The following is a 24,943-nucleotide window of genomic DNA, read 5'->3' on the forward strand; positions in this document are numbered from 1 at the left end:
ACTCACCTCTCGGTTTCGAACTGCCAGGTTTCGGTCACGTCGAGCCGGGTCGCGGCGAACTCCAGCCGGGCCGGGGTCTCGGCGTCGGTAGCGTCGAAGAGCAGGCCGGCGACGTCGCCACTGTGGGCCACCTGCACGCCCACGGCCCCGGCGGCGCGGGCGGCGGCAAGGACGTCGTCCAGGCCGGGGATGGGCAGGTGCCGCTGGTTGAGCAGGGTGCTGGCGGTGGCGACGCGGCCGAGCAGGCCCGCGTCGCCGTCCCGGACGGCCCGCCGCAGCAGGCCGCGCAGCGGGCGAAACGCCTCGATCTCCCACGACGTGTAGCGCGCGGGCGTGAGTTCCAGTGTGTCGACGCCGCGCCCGCCCGGGCTGGTGCCGAAGCCGAGCACGGACAGGGGCATCAGCTCCCCCAGGTCCTCGATCGGCTCGCCTTCGCGGTGGGCGAAGACCACCGCGCGGCCGCCGTACATGAGCGAGTCGGACGCGGTTTCGGCTTCGACGGCCAGCGCGCCGACCTCGGCGGGCGAAAGCCGGCGGCCGGTCGCCGCGAGGACCGCGCCGATCGCCGACGTCACGTCCGCGGTCGAGGAACCGAAGCCGCGGCACAGCGGGATGTCGCTGGTGATGTCGAGCAGCCCGCCGGGGACCGGGGTGCCGAGCCGGGCCAGGGTCAGGTCGGCGGCGCGGCGGGCCTTGGTGCGCCACGCGGGACGCACCGTCGTGCCGGTGTCTTCGGTGGGCAGGAAGGTCGCGCGGGTGCTGTAGAGCGGGCACGGCAGGGTGACGAGCCCGCGGCGCAGGCGGCCGTCGGCGACGAAGACCCCTTGCAGGATCTCGCCGTGGTGGGCGTCGACGCGGAAGCTGCCCGCGCGTGGGTCGGTGACGGTGGCCGGGGCCGGGGCGGCGACCGCGAGGTCTTCGGTCATGGCGTTCTCCTTCACTCGTCGGCGGTCACGGCGAGCCCGGCCAGCACGGCCCGGGCCAGCTCCGCCACGTGCGGCGGTTCGACCATGTCCCAGTGGTGGCCCGAAACCGGCGTCACCGTGAGCTCGCCGCGCGTGCGGGCGCGCCAGCTCTCCGGCCGCACCTCCGGGCGGCCCTTCACCGGGTGGGTGCCGGTGGAGGTGATGAGGTGGATACCGGTCTCGACGACGGCCCGGCAGCGGTAGGCCTCGACGGCGTCCTTGCCGGCGAGGTAGACCCGCGCCATCTGCTCGACGACGGCGTTGCCCGCCACCTCCGAGACCATGCCGCGGTCGCGGGCCTCGGCGAGCATCTCGTCGAGGGTGTCGGCCGCTCCCGGGGCCAGCTTCAGCACGGCCTCGCCGAACCACGCCAGGGGGTCGCTGGTGTCGACCTCCGGCAGCGGGTTGCCGTAGTCGTCGACGCCGAGGACGGTCGCGTCGATGACGCACAGGTGCTCGACCGCACGGCCGGCTTTTTCCAGCTGCGCGGCCATTTCGAACGCCACCGAGCCGCCCTGCGACCAGCCGGCGAGCCGGATCGGGCGGTCGCCGACGACCGGCAGGAGGTCGGCGACGAACGCCGCGGCCAGCTCCTCGATGGTGTGCACCGGGTCCTCGCCGGGCGCGAACCCGGGGGCCTGCAGCCCGAACACCGGCAGCGCCGGGTCCAGCTCGGCCACCAGCTGCAGGTACGGGAACGGGCTCCCGGCCGTGGGCGGCAGCAGGAACAGCGGGGCGACGCCCGCGCGGCCCGGCGAGAGCGGGACGACCAGTCCCCCGCCGCTCCCGCCGGCCCGGATGAGGTCGGCCAGCGCCCGGATCGTCGGCGCGCGGAACACCTCGGCCAGCCCGACGGTCGCGCCCAGCTCGGCCTTGATCCGGTCGACCAGCACCACCGCCAGCAGCGAGTGGCCGCCGACGTCGAAGAAGCCGTCGGTGACGCCGACCTTCCGCCCGAGCAGGTCCTCCCAGAGCTTGGCGATGGCCATCTCCAGCTCGTCGCGCGGGAGCACCCCGGACGTCGACACCGGGGCGGCGTCCGGGACCGGCAGCGCGACCCGGTCGATCTTGCCGTTCGACGTCAGCGGCAGCGTGTCCAAAGTGGTCAGGGTCGACGGGACCATGTACTCCGGCAACCGTTCGGACAGGTGCGCCCGCAGCACATCGACGTCCACAGTGGACGGCGAGACGTACCCGGCGAGCGAGCCGTCGCGGACCACCGCGACCGCTTCGACGACGCCGGGGCCGCCGACGAGTGCGGCCTCGATCTCGCCCAGCTCGATGCGGTAGCCGCGCACCTTGACCTGGTGGTCGGTGCGGCCGACGAACTCCAGCCGCCCGTCCGGCAGGTAGCGGGCGAGGTCGCCGCTGCGGTAGATCCGGCCGGGGCCGAACGGGTTCGCCACGTACTTCGCGGCGGTGAGGCCCGGGTTGCCCGCGAAGCCCCGCGCGACCCCCGCGCCGCCCGCGTACAGCTCGCCGGTGACGCCGACGGGGACCGGCCGCAGGTGCTCGTCGAGGAGGTAGACCTCGGTGTTCCAGATCGGCCGGCCGACCGAGATCGGCGTGGTCACGCATTCGGCGGCGGGCAGCAGGTTGATCACGTTGGCCACGGACGTCTCGGTGTGGCCGTACTCGTTGGCCACGACGACGTCCGGGGCATTCTCGCGCCAGAACTCCAGGGCCTCGGCGGTGAGCTGCTCACCGCCGACGACCAGGTGCGCGGCCGCGTCGGCGGCTTCGGGCGTCAGGCACCGGCGCAGCGGTTCGAGGTGGGCCGGGGTGAGCTTGACGAAGCTGAACTTCCGGCCGCCCGACAGCACGTCGGCGAGGCCCGCGACCGGGTGCTCGTCCTCCGGCACCAGTGTCACCGTCGTGCCGCAGAGCAGCGGCAGGAACAGCCCGGTGACGGTCAGGTCGAAGGCGAGCGACGAGTGCACCGGGGCGCCGTCGCCCTCGTCGGCGCGGTAGGCCTGACGGCACCAGTCGAGGTAGTGCAGCACCCCGCGGTGGCTGATCATCACGCCCTTGGGACGCCCGGTCGAGCCGGAGGTGTAGATGACGTAGGCGAGGTTCTCCGGATCGGCGACCGGGTCCTGCCACGGCACCGGGTCGTCGGCGACCGGCTCGTCGGCGTGGACCACGACCTCGCCGAGGTTCTCGCCGGCGTAACGGCGGGTGGTGACGAGCACGCGCGCGCCGGCCTGGCGGAGCATGTACTCCTTGCGGTCCTGCGGATACGCCGGATCCAGGGGGATGTAGTGGCCGCCGGTCTTGAGGATGGCCAGCAGCACCGGCAGCAGCAGCGGGCCGCGTTCGCACAGCACGCCGACCGGGGTCTCGACGCCGACACCGTGGGCTCGCAGCCGCTGCGCCAGCCGGGTCGCGCGGGTCTCCAGGTCGGCGTAGGTCAGCTCGGCGCCGCCGCAGCGGACGGCGATCGCGTCCGGGGTGGACACCGCCTGGGCGGCGATCCGGCCGTGCAGCGTGCCGCGCAGGTAGGGCTCGGCGGTGGCGTTCCAGGTTTCGAGGAGCAGCTTCCGCTCGTCCGCGCCGAGGACGTCCACTTCGGACAGCCGGACACCGGGCTTCGCGGCCAGTTCGGTGAAGAGCCGGACGAAGTGCTCGCCCATGCGGTCCATCCGGACCTGGTCGAACAACGCGGTCGCGTATTCGAGGACGCCTTCCACGGACCCGTCGGCCTGACGGACGAAGGAGATCATCAGGTCGAACTTCGCCGTGCTCGAAGGCAGGTCCACCGACGACACCGCGAGGTCGCCCAGCGTGCCCTCGCCATCGGAGGAGTCGTAGACCGCGAACATGACCTGGACGACCGGGGTGTGCGCGAGGTCGCGTTCCGGGGCCAGCTCCTGCACGAGGCGTTCGAAGGGCAGGTCTTCGTGCGCCTGGTCGGCCAGGCGGGCCACCTTGACGCGGTCGGCGAGCGTCGCGAAGTCCGGGTCGCCGGAGAGGTCGCCGCGGGCGACGACGGTGTTCACGAAGAACCCGACCATGTGCTCCAGCTCGGCCCGCGAGCGCCCGGCGACCGGGGTACCGACGGCGATGTCCTCGCGGCCGGTGTGCCGCCCGAGCACGACGTACGCGGCGGCGAGCAGCGTCACGAACGGCGTCGCACCCGCCCGCTTCCCCTGCTCCAGCACGGCTTCCGCGGCCGCCGCGGGGATGCTGAAGCGGGCCGACGCGCCGTGCGGGTCACGCTGGGCCGGCCGCGGTCGGTCGGCCGGCAACTCCAGGGTTTCCAGCCCGGCGAGCCGGTCTTTCCAGTAGGCGAGGTCGGCCTCGTGGACGTCCACCCGGGACTGTTCCCAGGCCGCGAAGTCCGCATAGGACAGTTCGACCGGCGGCAGCTCGGCGCCGGTGTAGAGCTTGCGCAGGTCGTCGAGGAGGATCGGCAGCGACCAGCCGTCGCAGGCGATGTGGTGGACGTTCAGCGCGAGCACGTGCCGCTCCGGCGCCTCGCGGACCAGCAGCGCCCGGAACACCGGCCCGGCCGCGAGGTCGAACGGACGGCTGACGTACTCGGCCAGCACGGCGTCCAGGTCGCCGTCGACCACCGGCAGCTCGACCGGGGCCGGAGCCCCGATCACCTGACGCGGCTTGGTGTCCTCCGCGACGTACGTCGTGCGCAGGATCTCGTGCCGCGCGACCAAGGCGTCGAGCGAACGCCGGAGTGCGTCGACGTCGAGGGCGCCGTCGAGACGCAGCAGGAGCGGCACCGCGTACTCGGCGCTGTCCGGGTCGAGGCGGTCGAGGAACCACAGGCGCTGCTGCCCGGCCGAAAGCGGGAGCGGCGCGCCGCGGTCGGCCCGGCCGAACGCGCGGGCCGGTGCGGCGGCCCGGCCGCGCAGCCGTTTCGCGAGCACCGCGGCCCGCAGCCGGGCCGCCCGATCGGCTGTGTCGGTCCCGGCGGCGTCGGGGCGGACGTCGAACGTGGTCATGCGCTGGCCTCCTCGGTGAGGGAGTCGAGGAGCTCCTGCTCGGACATGCCGGCGAGCTCGGCCTCGATCTCGGTGTGGACCACCGCGGCGAGCGCGGTGACCGTGGTGGTCTGGAACAGCACGGGCAGGGGCAGGTCCACGCCGAAGGCGGCCTGCAGCCGCATGCGGACCTTGGCGGCGAGCACGGAATGCCCGCCCAGTGCGAAGAAGTCGTCGCCGAGCCCGACGCGGGGGACGCCGAGGACCTCGGCCCAGATGTCGGCGATCAGCTGCTCCTCGGCACTGCTCGGGGCGACGTAGTCCGCCGTCTCCTCGGCCGGCTCGGGCAGCGCGGCCCGGTCGAGCTTGCCGCTGGCGTTGACCGGTAGCGCGGCGAGCACGACGAACGCGCTCGGCACCAGGTGCTCCGGCAGCCGCTGCCCGAGGAAGGTCCGCAGGTCCGCGGGCGTGACGTCGCCGACGGTGTAGGCGACCAGCCGTTTCTGGCCGGCCGGGTCGGGCTTGGCCAGCACGACCGCCGCGGTGAGCGCCGGGTGGGCCCGCAGCGCGGACTCGACTTCGCCGAGCTCGATGCGGAAGCCGCGGATCTTGACCTGGTCGTCGGTCCGGCCCAGGAACTCCAGCTCGCCGGCACGGGTGCGGCGGACGAGGTCGCCGGTGCGGTACATCCGCCCGCCCGCCGGGTTCGCCACGAACCGGCTCGCGGTGAGCCCGGGACGGCCGAGGTACCCGCGGGCCAGGCCCGGGCTCGCGACGTACAGCTCGCCCGCCACGCCCGGCGGCACCGGCTGGAGCCGGTCGTCCAGCACGTACGCCCGGGTGTGCTCGAGTGCCCGGCCGATGGTCACCTGCTCGCCCGGCACCAGGGGTTCCGACACCGTGGAGACGACCGTGGCTTCGGTCGGGCCGTACATGTTGAGCATCCGGCGCCCCGGCGCCCACTTCGCGACCAGGTCCGGCGGGCAGACGTCGCCGCCGACGACGACCGTGCGGAAGTCCGGCAGGTCCGGGTCTTCGACGGTGGCCAGTGCCGCGGGCGGGATCAGCGCGTGCGTCACGCGGCCCCCGGCGAGGACGTCCCGCAGCTGGTCGCCCAGGAGCGGGCCGGGCGGGGTGACGACCAGCGCGGCGCCGGTCGTCAGCGACGCGCACAGCTCCAGGATCGACGCGTCGAAGCTCGGTGACACGTACTGCAGCACCCGGTCGCCGGGGCCGACCCGGTAGGCGGCGACGGTGTTGGCCACCAGCGTGCCGAGGCCGGCGTGGCTGACGACGACCCCCTTCGGCCGTCCGGTCGAGCCCGACGTGTAGATCACGTACGCCGCGTTCTCCGGCTCGACTTCGACGTCGAGCGGACTTTCGTCCATTATGGACACCGGCAGCTCCCGCAGCGTGAGCACGGGGTTCGCGTCGTCGAGCATGTAGCGGATGCGCTCCTCCGGGTAGCTCGGGTCGACGGGGAGGAACGCGGCCCCGGTCTTGACGACCGCGAGCTGCGCCACGACCAGGTCGGCCGACCGCGGCAGCAGCAGCGCGACCACCGTCTCCGGACCGGCGCCCTGGCTTTGCAGGACCCGGGCCACACGGTTGGCCGCCGCGTCCAGTTCGCCGTAGGTCAGCGAGTCCGGTCCGGCCAGCACGGCCGGGGCGTCCGGGTCCCGCCGCACCTGGGCCTCGATGAGACTCGGGAAGGTCCCGCCGGGAGCGTGCCCGTCGAGCGGGGTGACCTCGGCCGCGTCCAGCATCGGGACGCGGTCCACCGGCCGCCGCGGGTCGGCGGCGAAACCGGCCAGCAGCCGGACGTACCGCTCGGCGAACCCGGCGACGGTGTCCTCGTCGAACAGCGCCACCGGGTACTCGAGGACGCCGTCGACCGCGCCGGACGGCTGCTCGCGCAGCACCATGGCGAGGTCGAACTTGGCCGCGCCGGTCTCGACGCCCAGGGGCTCGCAGTCCAGGTCACCGAGTTCCCAGCCGCCTTCGGACACCGTCTGCAGCGCGAACATGAGCTGCACCAAGGGGTTCCGGCTCGGGTCGCGGTCGGGCCGCAGCTCGGCGACGACCCGGTCGAACGGGACCTCCTGGTGGCTGAAGGAGTCCAGCGCGGTCTCCCGGACGCGCTCCAGCAGCTCGGTGAAGCCCGGCGAGCCCGTCAGGTCCGCGCGCAAGGCGAGGGTGTTGACGAACTGGCCGATCAGCCGTTCGGTATCGGGGTGGTCGCGGCCGGCGACCGGGCTGCCGACCGCGAACTCGCGCAGTCCGGTGTGCCGGGCGACGAGCACCTGGAACCCGGCCAGCAGCGTCATGAACAGGCTCGCCCGGGCCTGCGCGCCCAGCTCGCCGAGCCGGTTCGCCAGCTCGGCGGGGACGCTGAACTCGTACCGAGCACCACGCGGGTCGCGCACGGCGGGCCGGGGCCGGTCCGCGGGGAGCTGCACCACCTGCGGCACGCCGGCGAGCTGCGCCCGCCAGAACTCGACGTCGGCTTCGGTGGGCCGCGACCAGGTCGCGACGTCGGCGTACTGCACCGGCAGCGGCGGCAGGTCTACGCCGGCGTAGAGGTCGCGCAGCTCCTCGGCGAGGATGCCTTCGGACCAGCCGTCGAGGACGATGTGGTGCGCCGACAGGACCAGGACGTGGTCGTCCCCGGCCAGCCGGCCGAGGGCCGCGGCGAACACCGGCCCCGTGGCGAGGTCGATGGGCCGCGCCTCCAGGAACGGCTCGACCGCGTCGATGTCGGTGACCGGCAGCGGGACCGGGCCGGCCGGGTCGACGACCTGCTTCGGCTCGCCGTCCAGCTCGACGAACCGGGTCCGCAGGATCTCGTGCCGCTCGACCAGCTTCGTGAGTGCGGCGGCCAGAGCGTCGACGTCGAGCGAGCCGCGGAGGCGGACCGCGGTGGGCACCAAGTATTCCGCGCTCGACGGCGCCATCCGGTCGGCCAGCCACATGCCGACCTGGACGCCCGCGAGGGGCGCGGGGCCGTCGGGCCGCTTCAGGATCGCCTCGAACTCGCGCCGGGTGGCGCGGGTGACGGCGCCGGCGAGCTCCGCGACCGTGGGCGAGTCGAAGATGAGCCGGATCGGGATGTCCGCCGAGAGCCGTTTGCGCAGCTCGGCGACCACCCGGACGCCCAGCAGGGAGTGCCCGCCCAGGTCGAAGAAGTTGTCGTCGGCACCCACTCGCCCGACCCCGAGGACGTTCTGCAGCACTTCGGCGACCAGCTCGGCGACCGGACCCTCCGGGGCCCGGTACTCGGCGCCGGCGGCGGCCGGCGCGGGCAGTGCCTTGCGGTCGATCTTGCCGCTGGTCGTGCTCGGGAACTCGGGCAGCACGCTCAGCGCCGTCGGCACGAGGTAGACGGGCAGCCGCTCGCGCAGCTGTTCGCGGATCCCGGCCTCGGTGAGCGTGACGCCGGCCTGCGCGGTGACGTACCCGGCGAGGCGCTTGTCGCCCGGCGACGGCTGCCACACCGTGACGGCGGCCTCGCGAACACCCGGCAGCTCCAGGAGAACCTGCTCGACTTCGCCGGGCTCGACGCGGATGCCGCGGATCTTGACCTGCGAGTCCTGGCGGCCGAGGAAGGTCAGCGCGCCGTCGGGGGTGCGCAGGCCGCGGTCGCCGGTGCGGTAGAGCCGCTCGCCGGGGTGGAACGGGCTGGCCAGGAACGCCGCCGCCGTCTTGCCCGGGTGGCCGAAGTACCCGCGGGCCAGGCCGACACCGCCGATGAACAGGTCACCGGGGACGCCGACCGGGACCGGCCGGAAGTACTCGTCGAGGACGTGGATCTGGTTGTTCGCGATCGGCGAGCCGACGCTGACCGAGCCCGCGCCGTCGAGGTCGGCACGCACACATTCGCGCATGGTCGAGTCGATCGAGACCTCGGTGGCGCCCCACTGGTTGTGCAGGGTCGCGGTGGTGCCGAGCCGGTCGAAGAACAGCTTCAGCAGCTCGGGCTGGAGCGCCTCGCCGCTGGTGATGACGTTGCGGACGGTCTTCAGTGCGACCTGGTCGGCCGGGGTCAGCTGCTCCAGGAACAACGTCAGCATGCTGGGCACGAACTGCAGGTTGACGACCCGGTGTTTCACTGCGCCGGCCAGGATCGCGGCCGGGTCGCGGTGCAGGCCCGGCGGGATCAGGGCGACCCGCCCGCCGACGACGAGCGGCCACAGGCACTCGATGGCGGCGTCGTCGAACACGAGCGTCGTCTTCTGGAGGACGGCTTCGCCCGGTGCGAGACGGTAGGTGTCCTGGTGCCAGCGCAGCCGGTTGACCCAGCCGCGGTGGGTGCTCGCGACGCCCTTCGGCTTCCCGGTGGAGCCGGAGGTGTAGTAGATGGACACGAGGTTGTCGGGGTGGGTGGTGTCGTTCAGCGTCGGTACCTCACCGTCCAAACCGGACACTTCAAGGAAGACGACGTCGTTGCTTTCCGGCGCCTTCGCGCCCTCGTTGACGAGGCAGACCGGTGAGTTCGCGTCGCCGAGGATGCCGAGGACCCGCGGTTCGGGGGCGTCGGTCTCGATCGGGACGAACGCGCCGCCGGCCTTGAGGATGGCGACCAGGCCGACGATCAGGCCGATCGAGCGGTCCATCCGCAGCCCGACGGGGACGTCCGGGCCGACGCCGTGTTCGGTCAGCCGGGCTGCGAGGACTCCGGCCCGGCGTTCCAGCTCGGCGTAGTCGAGGTGCTCGTCGAGGTATTCGACGGCGACGGCGTCCGGGGTCTTGGTCGCTTGCTCGGTGATGAGGTGGTGCAGGCAGACGCTCTCGTCGTAGGCGACTTCGGTGTCGTTGACGCCCTGGACGAGGTGGTCGCGTTCGGCTCGGCTCAGGAGGTCCAGTTCGCCGACGGGGGTTCCGGGCGCTTCGGCGATCCTTTCCAGGAGCGTCGTGAAGTGGCCGGCTAGCCGCTCGATCGTGGCGCTGTCGAACAGGGCGGTCGGGTACTCGAAGATGCCGGTCAGGGCGCCGTCGGCGTCCTGGGCCAGTGCGAGTTCGAGGTCGAACTTGCTGACCCGGGTGTCGACGGCGAGCTGCTCGACGTCCACGCCGGGCAGCGTCCACCCGGCCTTCTCGGTGTTCTGGAGGGCGAACACGATCTGGACCAGCGGGGTGCGGGTGAGGTCGCGCTGGGGGCGCAGGAGCTCGACGATCCGGTCGAAGGGGACGTCGTCGTGGTCGAACGCGGCGAGGGTGCTCGTGCGGACGCGGGTCAGCAGTTCCGTGAAGGCGGGGTCGCCGGTGAGGTCCGCGCGCAGCGGCACCATGTTCACGAAGTGGCCGACCAGCGGCTCGGTCTGCGGGTGGCCGCGGCCGGACACGGGGGTGCCGATCGCGAAGTCCCGCAGGGCGGTGTAGCGGCTGATCAGGACCTCGAAGGCGGCGAGCACGGTCATGAACAGGCTCGCGCCGTGCTGCGCGCCCACCGCACCCAGCCGGCTGACGACCTCGGCCGGGACGCGCACGGGGGTCTTGGCGCCGGCGATGTCCCGGGTGAGGGGCCGCGGCCGGTCGGCGGGCAGCTCGGCGACGTGCGGCATGCCGTCGAGGGCGTGGCGCCAGAAGTCGAGCCCGGCTCGGTCGGTTTTCCCGGATTGCCACGCGGCCACGTCGCCGAACTGCACGGGGAGGGCGGCCGGGCGGATCCCGGCGTAGTGGTCGCGGAGTTCGGCGGCGAGGATACCCATGGACCACCCGTCGGCGACGATGTGGTGCAGGAGCAGGACGAGGACGTGGTCGGCGGGCGAGACCCGGCCCAGGGCGGCGCGGAAGACGGGGCCGTGTTCGAGGTCGAGCGGAGTGTCCACTTGGGACCGGACGAAGGCGTCGACGTCGGTCACGTCGGTCAGCGGGAGCGGGACCGGCCGCACCGGGTCGACCACCTGGGCCGGCTCGCCGTCGACCTCCACAAAGCGGCTGCGCAGCACCTCGTGGCGGGCCACCACCGCCGACAGCGCGCCGCCCAGCGCCGCCACGTCCAGGTCTCCGCCGATGCGCAACGCCAGCGGCACCAGGTACTCCGCCGAGCCCGGCGCGAGCCGTTCGGCGAACCACAGTCCGCGCTGCACGGGCGAAAGCGGCGTCCTCTCACCGCGGTCGCGGACCGGGATCGGCTCGAAGTCCGCTGTGGACGCGTCCGGCACGAGCCGGGCCAGTGCCGCGATCGTCGGGGCTTCGAACAGCGCCCGGACGCCCAGCCGCACGCCGAACTCCGTGCGCATGCGGCCGGTCACCTTCGCCGCCAGCAGCGAGTGCCCGCCCAAGGCGAAGAAGTTGTCCTCGACTCCCGGTTCCGGGACACCGAGAACGTCGGCCCAAATCGCGGCGAGCGCGACCTCCACCGGCGTCCGCGGCGCGACGTGTCCGGCGACGACCCGCTGAGGCGCCGGCAACGCGGCTCGGTCGAGCTTGCCGTTCGCGGTCCGCGGCAGCTCGGACAGGGGCACGATCACCGACGGCACCAGGTACTCCGGCAGCCGCGCGGCCGCGAAGTCACCGAGTACAGCCGGGTCGGCGGTGCCGACGACGTAGGCCACCAGTACCCCGTCCCGGACCACGACCGCAGCCTGCGTGACTCCGTCGTGAGCGGCCAGCACGGCCTGCACCTCGCCCGGCTCGACGCGGAAGCCGCGGATCTTGACCTGGTCGTCCGCACGACCGGCGTACTCGAGGACGCCGGCCTTCCACCGCGCGAGGTCGCCCGTGCGGTACATCCGCTCCCCCGGGACGAACGGCGACGCCACGAACCGCTCCGCGGAGAGCCCGGGCTGCCCGAGGTAGCCGTGCGCGGTACCGACCCCCGCCAGGTACAGCTCGCCGACGACCCCGGCGGGCACCGGCCGCAGCCGCGCGTCGAGGACGTACGCGTGCTTGCCGGTGACCGGCCGGCCGATCGGGACCGGCCCGTCCGCCGCCGTGACCGCGTGGAACGTGCTGAAGCCCATGGTCTCGGCCGGCCCGTACCCGTTGATCACCGCGACGTGCGGGTACGCACTCAGCACCTTCGCCAGGTGCGCGGGCGAGGCCGCCTCACCGCCGGTCATCGCGCGGCGGACCGTCGCGAACACCGCCGGGTGCTCGTCGACCAGGAAGTTGAACAGGCTCGCCGAGACGTCCAGGACCGTGACGTCGTGCGTCACGACCAGGTCCTCGATCAGCGCCGGCTCGGGACGCTGGCCGGGCTGGAGCACGACCGTGCCGCCGGCCAGCAGCGGGCCGAGCAGCTGCGTGCCGAACGCGTCCCACGACACCGGCGCGCACTGCAGCCAGACGTCGTCCGGGCCGAACCCGGCGTAGTCCTGGCCGGTCAGCGTGCCGACGACCGCGCGGTGCGGCGCCGCGACCGCCTTGGGGACGCCGGTGGAGCCGGAGGTGAACATGACGACGGCGAGGTCGTCCGGGCTGCCGGGCAGGCCGAGGACGCCGCCGTCGCGGACGGCGATCGCGGCCGCGTCTTCGACGACGTCGATCCGGCGCCACGGCAACGAGCGCCCGTCAGTGACGACGACCGCGGCCGACGTCCGCCGCAGCGCCCCGACGAGGCGTTCTTCCGGGAAGTCCGTGTCCAGCACGGTGTAGGCGGCCCCGGCCTTGAGCACGGCGAGCAGCGCGACGGCCAGTCGCGGCGACCGTCCGATGTGGACCCCGACCAGGTCGCCCCGGCGGACGCCCTCGGCGACGAGGTGCCGGGCGAGCCGGTTGGCCTCGGTGTCGAGCTGCCCGTAGGTGAGTGACGAGCCCTCGAAGACCAGCGCGGTCGCGTCGGGCGCCCAGGCCGCCTGCCGTTCGACCAGCTCGTGCAGCCGCATCGCCGGGGCGGTGACCTCGGTGGTCCCGAAAGCCAGCAGCTCGGTCCGTTCCGCCGTGGTGAGCAGGTCCAGGTCGGCCAGCGGAACGTCCGGAGTGGACACAGCCGCGGTGAGGAACCGCGCGAACCGCTCGGCGATCGAGGCGGCCGTGACCGCGTCGAACAGGTCGGCCGCGTACTCCAGCTGCCCGGTCAGCCCGGCCGGAGTGCCGTCGGCGAAGACGTTCTCCTCGATGCCCGCGGTCAGGTCGAACTTGGCGACGTCGCGGCGGACCGTGACGCCTTCGGTGGCCAGACCCGGCAGGCTCAGCTGCGCGGTGGCGTTGTTCTGCAGCACCAGCATCACCTGGAACAGCGGGTGCCGCGCGGCCGACCGAGCCGGGTTCAGCTCCTCGACGACCCGCTCGAACGGGACGTCGGCGTGCGCCAGCGCGGCCAGCCCGGCGTCGCGGACGCGGGCCAGGAGCTGCCGGAACGTCGGCTGCCCGGAGACGTCGGTGCGCAGGACCAGGGTGTTGACGAAGAACCCGGCGAGGTCGTCGAGCGCGGTGTCGCCGCGGCCGGCGACGGCGGTCCCGAGCGGGACGTCGTCGCCCGCGCCGAGCCGTGACAGCAGGGCCGCGAACCCGGCCTGCAGTGCCATGAACAGCGTCGCGCCACTCCCTCGCGCCAGGTCGGAAAGTCCCTTGTGGACACTCGCGTCGAGCGCGAAGTCCACCGAACCGCCGCGGTGGCTCGCGACAGCCGGGCGGACCCGGTCGGCGGGCAACGCCAGTTCTTCGGGGGCGCCGGCGAGGGTGTCCCGCCAGAACGCGAGCTGGCCGGCGATCTCCGGCTCGTCGAGGACTTCTCGCTGCCACAACGTGTAGTCCGCGTACTGGATCGGCAGTGGCGCCCAGTCCGGCGCGGCGCCATCGAGGCGCGCCGCGTAGGCGGTGGCCAGATCCCGCCACAGCGGCGCGGCCGACCAGCCGTCGGAGGCGATGTGGTGCAGCACCAGCAGCAGCACGTGGTCGTCCTCGGCCACCGCGACGAGGTGCGCGCGGATCGGCAGCTCGGTGCGCAGGTCGAAGACGTGCGCGGCGGCCTCGGCGAGCACGTCGTCCAGCGCGTCCTCAGTGGACTCGACGACCGTCCAGGGGATCGGCGGAGAGGTCAGGATCTCCTGCCATGGCTCGCCTTCGTGCGAGGGGAACACCGTCCGCAGCGACTCGTGCCGCTCCACGACGTCGGCCAGCGCCGCTCGCAGAGCGGACACGTCGAGCGTGCCGCGAAGACGCAGCGCGCGGGGCACGTCGTAGCCCGCGTTGGCCTCCTCGGCTTGGTCGACGAACCACAGCCGCTGCTGCGCGAACGAGAGCGGCAGCCGCTCCGGACGCTCGCGGCGCGTCACCGGCGGCCGCGCCGGGGCGGCGTCACCGAGCACCTCGGCGAGCCCGGCGACGGCCGGGGTGCGGAACAGGTCGCGGATGCCCAGCTCGACGCCGAGCACCGAGCGGACGCGGCCGATCAGCCGGGCGGCCAGCAGTGAATGCCCGCCCAGGTCGAAGAAGCTGTCGTCGAGACCGACCTCGGGCACCCCGAGCACCTCGGCGAAGAGTCCACAGAGGACGTTCTCGGTGACGGTCCGCGGCCGGCGGCGCAGGCCCGCGGCGAAGTCCGGCGCGGGCAGCGCACGGCGATCCAGCTTGCCGTTGGCCGTCCGGGGCAGCTCGGGCAGCGGCACGATCGCCGACGGCACCAGGTAGTCCGGCAGCCGGTCGGCCAGGTACGCCCGCAGCGCGGCCGGCTCGGCCGAGCCGACGACGTACCCGAGCAGCCGCCCGTCGCGGACGACGACCGCGGCCTGCTCGACCCCGTCGTGGCGGGCCAGCACCGCCCGGACTTCGCCGGGCTCGACGCGGAAGCCGCGGACCTTGACCTGGTCGTCGGCGCGGCCGACATACTCGAGGACCCCCTCGGCGTTCCACCGCACCCGGTCGCCGGTGCGGTACATCCGCTCCCCCGCCACGAACGGCGACGCGACGAACCGCTCGGCGGTGGCGCCGGGCAGGCCGCGGTACCCGTCGGCGAGGCCGTGCCCCGCGAGGTACAGCTCACCCGTCACGCCGGGCGCGGCCAGGGCGAGGTGCGCGTCGAGGACGTACGCGCGCTTGCTCGCCACCGGCCGGCCGATCGGGATGGCGATCCCACCGAGGTCGGCCGATGTGATCGGGTGGAACGTCGTGTAGCCCATGCTCTCGGCCGGGCCGTAGCCGTTGATCAGCGCGACGTCCGGGTACTCGCGCAGCGCCTTCGTCACGTGCTCGACGGACGCCGGCTCGCCGCCCGTCATGGCGCGACGCAGCACGCTGAAGACCTGCGGCTCCTGGTCGAGCAGGTAGTTGAACAGGCTCGCCGAGGCGTGCAGGACGGTGACGCCGTGCTCGACGACAAGGGCGGCGATGCGGTCCGGCTCGGGGTTCTGGCCGGGCTGCAGGACCGTCCGGCCGCCGTAGAGCAGCGCGCCGAACAGCTGGAGCGCGAAACCGTCCCACGACACCGGCGCGCACTGGAGCCACACCTGGTCCGCGTCGAAGGGGGCGTAACCCTGGCCCATGGTCGCGACGACCCCGCGGTGCGAGGTGGCGACCCCCTTGGGCACGCCGGTGGAGCCCGAGGTGAACATGACGCAGGCCAGGTCGGCCGGGGTCAGCTCGACGCCGGGGTTCGTGGTGTCCGGGTGGTCCGGGATCGCCGTCAGGACCCGTCGCACGCCGGCCTGCTCGGTGACCGCGGCCAGGCGCTCGGCCGGGTAGCTCGGGTCCAGCAGGGTGTAGGCGGCGCCGGACTTGAGGACCCCGAGCACCGCCACGGCGAAGTCGAGGCCGCGGTCCAGCAGGATCCCGACCACCTCGCCGCGCCGGACGCCGTCGTCCAGCAGGTGGTGGGCGACCCGGTTGGCGCGGGAGTTCAGCTCGCCGTAGGTCAACGACTCGCCCTCGAACAGGATCGCGACAGCGCCGGGGTCCTGCCGTTCGACGATGGTGTGCAGGCAGTCCTCAGGCGTGGCGCTCACCTCCACCGCGTTGCCCGAGGTCAGCACGAGGTCGCGTTCGGTGCTCGTGAGGACGTCGAACGCCGCGACCGACGTCGTGGGCGCGTCGGCGATCTGCTCGAGGAGCCGGACGAACGCGCTCGCCAGCCGCTCGGCCGTGGCGGCGTCGAACAACGCCGTCGCGTACTCGAAGGCACCGGTGATGCCCCCGGCATGTTCCTCGAGGGCGACGGTGAGGTCGAACTTGGCGACCGCGCGGGCCACCTCGTACGGCTCGGTGTCCACTCCGGACAGCGCGACGGCCGGGGCGTCCTGCTGCAGCACCAGCATCACCTGGAACAGCGGGTGCCGGGCCGCCGAGCGGGCCGGGTTCAGCTCCTCGACCAGGCGCTCGAACGGGACGTCGTCGTGCTCGAACGCGCTCAGGTCGGCCTCGCGGACGCGGTCCAGCAGCTCGGTGAACGCCGGGGCGCCGCTGACGTCGGTGCGCAGCACGAGGGTGTTGACGAAGAACCCGACGAGGTCGTCCAACGCCGGGTCGGGACGGCCGGCGACCGGCGTGCCGATCGGGATGTCGTCGCCGGCGCCGAACCGCGCCAGCAGCGTCGCGAGGGCGGCCTGCAGGACCATGAACAGAGTGGCGCGGTGCCCGGCCGCCAGCTCCAGGAGCCGGGCGTGCAGCTCGGCCGGGATCGCGACCGCCGCCGACCCGCCGGTGTGGTCCGCGGTGGCGGGCCGGACGCGGTCGTACGGCAGCGCCAGCTCCTCGGGCAGCCCGGCGAGCGCCTCCGCCCAGTACGCGACGTCGCTGTCGAGTTCCCGTTGCCACAGCGTGTAGTCCGCGTACTGGACCGGCAGTGACGTCCACTGCGGACGGTCGCCTTCGAGACGCGCGGCGTAGGCGGTGGCGAGGTCGCGGAGCAGGACCGGGATGGACCAGCCGTCGCCGGCGATGTGGTGGGTCAGCACGAGCAGGACGTGCTCGTCGCCTTCACTGAACAGCCACGACCGCACCGGCGGCGCGGCGGCCAGCTCGAACGGCGTCCGCGCGGCGTCGGCGACCGAGCCGGTCGTGACCTCGAACGGGACCTCGAAGGAGTCCAGGATCACCTGGTACGGGCCGGACTCGTCCTCGGCGTAGTACGTGCGCAGGGCTTCGTGCCGTCCGGCCACATCGGACAGTGCGGCCGCCAGCGCGGTCGCGTCGACGTCGCCGCGCAGCCGCAAAGCGATCGGCATGTGATACGAGACGTCGGCACTGTCCATCCGGGACAGGAACCACAACCGCTCCTGGCCGGGAGACAGCGGCAGGCGGCCGGGACGCTCGCGGCGCGTGACCGCCGGACGCGCGGCGACGGCGTCCCCGAGGCTCTCGCTGAGCCCGGCGACGGTCGGGTTCGCGAACAGCGTCCGCACGGTGACGTCGAGGCCGAGCACCGCGCGGATCCGCCCGGCCAGACGGGTGGCCAGCAGGGAGTGGCCGCCCAGGTCGAAGAAGCCGTCGTCGACGCCGACCTCGGGCACCCCGAGGACTTCGGCGAACAGCTCGCACAGCGCGTGCTCGCGGGCGGTGCGCGGGAGCCGGCCGCTGCCGCTGTCCAGGGCCGGTGCGGGCAGAGCCTTGCGGTCGAGCTTGCCGTTCGGGGTCCGGGGCAGCTCGTCGAGCAGCACGAATGCCGAGGGCACCATGTACCCGGGCAGGGCGGCGGCGAGGTGCCGGCGCAGGTCGTCGACCTCGGCCCTTCCGTGCGCCACGACGTAGGCGACCAGGCGCTTGTCGCCGGGCCGGTCCTCGCGGACGACGACCGCGCGCAGCGCGACGGCCGGGTGCGTGGCCAGCACGGCCTCGACCTCGCCCAGTTCGATGCGGAAGCCGCGGATCTTGACCTGGTGGTCGACGCGGCCGAGGAACCGGATCTCGCCGTCGCGGCGGCGGGCGACCAGGTCGCCGGTGCGGTACATCCGCTCTCCCGCCGCGAACGGCGAGGCGACGAACCGGTCGGCGGTGAGGTCGGGGCGGCCGAGGTAGCCGCGCACGACGCCGTCCCCGGCGAGGTAGAGCTCGCCCGGCACGCCCGCCGGCACCGGCCGCAGCGCGCCGTCCAGCACGTGGACCTGGGTGTTCGCGATCGGCGTGCCGATGGTCGGCGCGCCCTCGCCGACGCGGGCCGTCGTGGACCAGATCGTCGTCTCGGTCGGGCCGTACATGTTGGTCACCGACGCGGCCCGCGCCCGCAGCGCGACGGCCAGGTCGTCCGGCAGGGCTTCGCCGCCGACCAGGACGTGCACGCCGGAGAGTTCGACGGGCTCGGCCAGCAGCGCGTGGAAGAGGCTCGGCGTGGCCTGCAGGAGCGTGACGCGGTCCTCGGCGAGCGCGGCCAGCGCGCGGGTGTCGCGCACGTCGTCGCGGCTCGCGAGGACGACGGTCGCCCCGGCCAGCAGCGGCGCGAAGATCTCCAGGCCGGCGATGTCGAACCCGACGGTCGTGACGGCCAGGAGCCGGTCGTCCGGGGTGATGCCGAAGCGGTCGACCATGTCCAGCAGGAAGTTCAGCAGCGGCCGGCGCGGGACGACGACGCCCTTGGGGCGCCCGGTCGAGCCGGACGTGAAGATCACGTACGCGGCGCTGTCCGGTGACGCCGTGTGCGGGAGGTTCCCGGTGTCTCCCTCGAAGACGAGGTCGTCGCGGGTCAGGACCAGGGCCGGGGCGGCGTCCTCCAGCATCATCGCCAGCCGGTCCTCCGGGTACTCCAGGTCGAGCGCGAGGTAGCCCGCGCCGGTCTTGAGCACGGCCAGCATGGCGATGATCAGCTGCTCGTCGCGTGGCAGGGCGAGGGCGACGTATCGCTCCGGCCCGGCGCCACGCGCGGCGAGGTGGTGGCCGAGCTGGTTGGCCCGCGCGTTCAGCTCCGCGTAGGTCAGGGTCGTGGCGCCGAACTCCAGCGCGGGCGCCTCCGGGGTGGCCGCGGCCTGCGTCTCGAACAGCTCGATCACCGAAGTGTCCGGCAGCGGCCGGGCCGTTGCGCTGTTCGCCGTCTCGATGGCCACGCGCTCGCCGTCCGACAGCAAGTCCATAGTGGACAGCGCGGCGTCCGGGGCGTCGACCGCGGCGGTGAGCAGGCGGACGAACCGGTCGGCCAGGTCGGCCGCGGTACCCGGGTCAAGGAGGTCGGTCGCGTACTCGAGGTAGCCCCCGATGCCGGCGGCGTTCTCCTCCAGGTTGAGGGTGAGGTCGAACTTCGCCGTCTCAGTGGTCACCGGCACGTCCGCCGCGGCCAGGCCGGGCAGGGTCAGGTTCGCCGCGACGTTGTTCTGCAGCGCCAGCATCACCTGGAACAGCGGGTGCCGCGCGGTCGAACGGGCCGGGTTCAGCCGCTCGACGACCCGCTCGAACGGGACGTCGGCGTGGTCGAACGCCTTGAGTGAGCTTGCGCGGACCCGGCGTACCAAATCGGTGAAGCTTGGGTCACCGCTGAGGTCGGTCCGCAGCACCAGAGTCGTGACGAAGAAGCCGACGAGGTCGTCGAGCGCGGCGTCCGGCCGGCCCGCCGACGGGGTGCCGACGGCGACGTCGTCCCCGGCGCCGAGCCGGGACAGCAGGGCCGCGAACCCGGCCTGCAGCACCATGAACAGCGTCGCGTGCTCGCCCCGGGCGAGGTGCAGGAGCCGGGCGTGCAGGTCGGCGTCGAGGGCGATCGGGACGGTCGCCCCGCGGTGGCTCGCGACCGGCGGGCGCGGGTGGTCGAAGGGCAGCGAGATCTCGTCGGGCAGCCCGGCGAGGACGTCGGCCCAGTAGTCCAGGGAGTCCTCGGGCAGGTCCTGTTGCCACAGCGCGTAGTCCGCGTACTGCACCGGCAGCGGTGTCCACTTCGGAGCGTCGCCGGCCGCGCGGGCGGCGTAGGCGGCCGACAGGTCGCGCAGGAGTGGGCCGAAGGACCAGCCGTCGCCGGCGATGTGGTGGGTGACGATCACCAGGACGTGGTCGTCGCCGTCGGGGATCAGCGCGGCGCGGATCGGCAGGTCGGCGGCCAGGTCGAACGTGCGGGCGGCGAACTCGGCGACGTCGGTCGCGGCTTCGGTCCACGGCAGCCCGGTGAGCGGGCGGATCTCCTGGCGGGGCAAGCCGTCGGTGTCGGGGAACACCGTCCGCAGCGCCTCGTGCCGCTCGACGACGTCGGCGAACGCCTGCCGCAGCGCGGGGACGTCGAGGGCGCCGGTCAGCCGCAGGGCGCGCGGTACGTTGTAGGTGGCGCCGGCCTGGTCGAGCTGTTCGACGAACCACAGGCTGCGCTGCGCCGAGGAGAGCGGCAGGACGTCCGGGCGGGGCCGGGCCACGACGGCCGGGCGGGCGGCGCGGGCGGTGTCGAGCACCGCGGCCAGCCCGGCGACGGTCGGGGCGCGGAAGACGTCCGCGACGCCGATCCGGACCCCGAGCACCGCGCCGACGCGGGCGACGAGCCGGGCGGCGAGCAGCGAATGCCCGCCGAGGGCGAAGAACCCGTCGTCGACGCCGACCGTCTCGACGCCGAGGACGTCGGCGAAGAGTCCACAGAGGACTTCTTCCCGCGGGGTGCGCGGCGCGCGGGTCGTGCTCGTGCGCTCGGGGGCGGGCAGGGCCCGGCGGTCGAGCTTGCCGTTGGGCGTCAGCGGCAGCGCGTCGAGCAGGACGAACGCGCTCGGCACCAGGTGTTCCGGCAGCCGCTCGGCGAGGTACGCGCGGAAGTCCGCCGGCGAACCCACGACGTAGGCGACGAGGAGCTTCTGGCCGGGCCGGTCCTCGCGGACGACGACGGCGGACTCGGCGACGGCCGGGTGCGTGCCCAGCGCCGTCCGGATCTCGCCCGGCTCGACGCGGAACCCGCGGATCTTGACCTGGTCGTCGGCGCGACCGGCGTACTCGAGGACGCCGTCGGCGCGGCGGCGGACCAGATCGCCGGTGCGGTACATCCGTTCCCCCGCCTCGAACGGCGACGCCACGAACCGGACGGCGGTGAGGTCGGGACGGCCGACGTAGCCGTCCGCGATGCCGCCCCCCGCGGCGTACAGCTCGCCGACGACGCCGGGCGCGACCGGCCGCAGCCGCTCGTCCAGGACGTAGGCGCGCTTGCCGTTGAGCGGCACGCCGATCGGGATCGGCGCGCCGGTCAGGTCGGCCGCCGTGACGCGGTGACAGCTGACGAAGATCATGTTCTCGACCGGTCCGTAGGCGTTGCTGAACGCCACCTCCGGGTGGCTTTCGAGCGCCTTGGCCAGGTGGGACACCGACGCGACTTCGCCGCCGGTGTAGACGTGGCCGACCTGCGAGAACACGGCCGGGTACTCGTCGAGGAGGAAGTTCAGGAGGCTGGCGGAGGCGAACATCGTCGTGACGCCGTGGCGCTCGACCAGGTCCGCGATGAGCGCGGGCTCGGGCTTGGGGCCGGGCTGCAGAACGCAGGTCGCGCCGGTGAGCAGCGCGCCGAACAGCTCGAACGCGAAGGCGTCCCAGGAGACGGGCGCGGTCTGCAGCCAGACGGCACCGGTGTAGCCCTGGCCGAGGATCGTCGTCGCGACGGCTTCGTGCGAGGCGATGACACCCTTCGGCGTGCCGGTGGAGCCCGAGGTGAACATGACGCACGCGGGCCCGGCCGGGTCGACGTGCCGGCCCGGTGCCCGGTTGGCCGGCACCACGGACGACAGGTCGTCGAGCACGATCGGAGTGTCGACCTGCTCGGCCAGCAGCTGCCGCCGCTCGGCCGGGAACGACGGGTCCAGCAGCGTGTAGCCGCAGCCGGCCTTGAGCACGCCGAGGATCGCGGCGACCAGGCCGGGGCCGCGGTCGAGGCAGATCGCGACGATCCGCCCGGCCGGGACGCCGGCCAGGAGCGCGGCGACGCCGTTCGCGCGGGCGTCCAGCTCGGCGTAGGTGACCGTCTCGGCCTCGAACAGCAGCGCGGCGCGGTCCGGCGTGCGGCGGGCGTGGCTCTCGACCAGCTCGTGCAGGGTGACGGCCGGCGCGGCGGGGGCGGGCATGCCGCCCGTCTCGGCCTGGATCCGCTCGGCGGCGTCGAGGAGGCCGAGGTCGCCGATGCGGGTGTCCGGGTGCTCGGCGACGGCGGCGAGGACGCGCAGCAGGCGGCCGGCCAGCGTGGCGGCGGTGTCGCGGTCGAACAGGTCGCTCGCGTACTCCAGCAGGCCGGTCAGCTCACCGTCGCGTTCCTCGAAGATCGCGGCCAGGTCGAACTTCGCGTAGCCGATGTCGACGCGCTCGCCGGTGGCGTGGACGCCCGGGAGGTCCAGCTCGGCGGCGAGGTTGTTCTGCAGCACCAGGAGCACCTGGAACAGCGGGTGGCGGCCCAGCGAGCGGGCCGGGTTCAGCTCCTCGACGACGCGCTCGAACGGCACCTCGGAGTGCTCGAACGCGGCCAGGCACGTCTCACGGGCGCGGTCGAGCAGCTCGCGGAACGTCGGGTCGCCGCCGGTGGCGGTGCGCAGGACGACGGTGTTGACGAAGAACCCGACGAGGTCGTCGAGGGCGGCGTCGGTGCGGCCCGCGACCGGCGAGCCGACCGGGACGTCGTCACCGGCGCCGAGGCGGGACAGGAGCGCGGCGAACGCGGCCTGCAGGACCATGAACAGCGTCGCGCCCTCCGCCGCGGCCAGTGCGGCGAGGCGGCGGTGGACGTCGGCGGGCACGTCCATCGGGACGACCCCGCCGCGGTGGCTCGCGACCGGCGGACGCGGGCGGTCGGCGGGCAGCGGCAGCTCCTCGGGGAGTCCGTCCAGCGCGTCCCGCCAGTAGGCCAGATCACGCTCGACGGGGAGTTCCTGTTGCCACAGCGTGTAGTCCGCGTACTGGACCGGCAACTTCGTCCATTGTGGAGAGTCTCCGGCGACGCGGGCCGCGTAGGCGGTCGACAGGTCACGCAGGAGCGGGGCGAACGACCAGCCGTCACTCGCGATGTGGTGCACGACCAGCAGCAGCACGGCGGCGTCGCCGGGAAGGGTGAAGAGCCTCGCGCGGATCGGGAGTTCGCGGGCGAGGTCGAAGGCGGCCTCGGTGGCCGCGGTCAGGGCGGCGGCGAGGGTGTCCTCAGTGGACGTTTCGAGGGCCCACGGGACCTCTCCGGACGGCAGGATGTGCTGGACCGGCTCCTCGCCGTCGCTCGCGAAGATCGTGCGCAGGGTTTCGTGGCGGGCGACCACGTCTTCGACGGCGCTCCGCAGCGCGCCGGCGTCGATCGGGCCGGTCAGGCGAACGGCCTGCGGGATGTGGTAGCTCGCGTTCCGGGTGTCGGCCTGGTCGAGGAACCACAGCCGGCGCTGCGCGAACGACAGCGGCATCGGCTCGGGGCGTGGCCGCGGGGTCAGGGCCGGGCGGGCTTCGGGCGCGTCTTCGAGGAGCTCGGCCAGGCCGGCCGGGGTCGGCGCGCGGAAGACGTCGCCGATGGCCGCTTCGACGCCGAGCGTCGCGCGGATGCGGGAGACGAGCCTGGCCGCCAGCAGCGAGTGGCCGCCGAGGGCGAGGAAGCCGTCGTCGATGCCGACGCCGTCGACGCCGAGGATCTCGGAGAACAGCGCGCAGAGCGCCGCTTCGCGGGGGGTGCGCGGGGCGCGGCCGGTGCGGGCCGCGGACCAGTCCGGTGCGGGGAGGGCCTTGCGGTCGAGCTTGCCGCTCGGGGTCAGCGGCAGGTCGTCGAGGACGACGAAGGCGGCCGGGACCATGTACTCCGGCAGGTTCTCCGCCAGGGCCGCGCGCAGGGCGTCGACGTCCGGCGTCACGCCGTCCGGGACGACGTAGCCGACCAGGCGCTGGTCACCGGCGCGGTCTTCGCGGGCCAGCACGCACGAGCCGCCGACGCCGGGCTGACGGTCCAGGACGGCCTCGATCTCGCCCAGCTCGACGCGCAGGCCGCGGATCTTCACCTGGTGGTCGGTGCGGCCGAGGTACTCCAGCGCGCCGTCTTCCGACCAGCGCGCGAGATCGCCGGTTCGGTACATCCGCTCCCCCGGCTCAAAGGGGCTGGCCACGAACCGCTCGGACGTCAGGCCGGGCCGGCCGTGGTAGCCGCGGGCCAGCTGGATCCCGGCGAGGTACAGCTCACCCGCGACGCCGGGGGCGACCGGCCGCAGCTCGGCGTCGAGGACGTAGGTCCGGGTGTTCCACACCGGACGTCCGATGGGGACTGTCCTTTGTGCTGGGTCGCACGCCCAGTAGGTGACGTCGACCGAGGCTTCGGTCGGGCCGTAGAGGTTGTGCAGCTCGACACCCGGCAGCGTCTCGAAGAACCGGGCCTGCAGCTCGGCGGGCAGGGCTTCGCCACTGCACAGGACGCGGCGCAGGCCGGCGCAGGTCGCGGCGGCGGGGTCGAGCAGGAACGCCTGCAGCATCGACGGGACGAAGTGGACGGTCGTGATCCGCTCGGCGCGGATCAGCCCGGCCAGGTAGGCGGGGTCGCGGTGGCCGCCGGGGCGCGCGAGGACGAGCGTGGCGCCGGTCAGCAGCGGCCAGAAGAACTCCCAGACGGAGACGTCGAAGCTGGACGGCGTCTTCTGCAGCACCCGGTCTTCGGCGGTGAGGCCGTACTCGGCCTGGGTCCAGGCGAGGCGGTTGACGATGCCTTCGTGCGGCACCAGCACACCCTTGGGGCGGCCGGTGGAGCCGGAGGTGTAGATGGCGTAGGCGAGGTCCTTGGTGGACGTCGTCGTTTCGGGTTCGGCGGCCGTGCCGAGGTCCAGGGTGTCGAGGCAGATCGTCTCGGCGTCGAAGAGGTTTCTGTGGTGGGTTTGGGTGAGGACGACCGGCGCGGCGCTGTCGGCGACCATGTAGGCCAGCCGGTCGGCCGGGTAGTCCGGGTCGAGCGGGACGTAGGCGCCGCCGGCCTTGAGCACCCCCAGCAGGGCTATAACGAGCTCAAGGGATCGGTCGGCGCAGACGCCGGTCAGGACGCCGGGGCCCACGCCCCGCTCGACCAGGAGGTGCGCGAGCCCGTTGGCCCGTCCGTGGAGTTCGCGGTAGGTCAGGGACTCGCCTTCGAACACCAGCGCCGTCGCGTCCGGGGTGCGGGCCGCCTGCTCGGCGAGCAGCCGGGCGAGCGTGCGGCCCGCGCCCGGGACGTCGGTGGTGGTGTCGTTCCAGGCCGCCAGCAGCTGCCGGGTGTCGTCGTTCACGTAGATCAGCTCCAGTTCGGTTCTG

General features: G+C 73.7%; 3 protein-coding genes. All 3 read right to left on the minus strand.

The annotated features are described in order from the left end of the window. Nucleotides 1-2: 2 nt before the first annotated feature. From ACZ7PG_RS32110 to ACZ7PG_RS32120, 3 genes are read right to left on the minus strand one after another with little or no spacing between them, the layout of a single operon-like run. Nucleotides 3-926, minus strand: coding sequence for a GHMP family kinase ATP-binding protein (locus tag ACZ7PG_RS32110; RefSeq protein WP_470242880.1), 924 nt, complete (start codon nucleotides 924-926; stop codon nucleotides 3-5). A gap of 11 nt (nucleotides 927-937) precedes the next feature. After that, the gene (locus ACZ7PG_RS32115; RefSeq protein WP_470242881.1) at nucleotides 938-4,924 is read right to left on the minus strand and encodes a non-ribosomal peptide synthetase; all 3,987 of its coding nucleotides are present in this window, start codon (nucleotides 4,922-4,924) and stop codon (nucleotides 938-940) included. Then, nucleotides 4,921-24,933 (minus strand): non-ribosomal peptide synthase/polyketide synthase, encoded by a 20,013-nt coding sequence (locus ACZ7PG_RS32120; protein WP_470243653.1) that lies wholly within the window; start codon nucleotides 24,931-24,933, stop codon nucleotides 4,921-4,923. Before ACZ7PG_RS32120 ends, ACZ7PG_RS32115 begins: the two co-directional genes overlap by 4 nt. Between the last annotated feature and the right edge of the window lie 10 nt (nucleotides 24,934-24,943).

This window comes from Amycolatopsis sp. NPDC114504, from assembly GCF_055633595.1.

Coding starts and splice junctions, on each gene's coding strand:
- ACZ7PG_RS32110 (WP_470242880.1), bottom strand. CDS start 926: ATGACCGAAGACCTCGCGGTCGCCGCCCCGGCCCCGGCCACCGTCACC.
- ACZ7PG_RS32115 (WP_470242881.1), bottom strand. CDS start 4,924: ATGACCACGTTCGACGTCCGCCCCGACGCCGCCGGGACCGACACAGCC.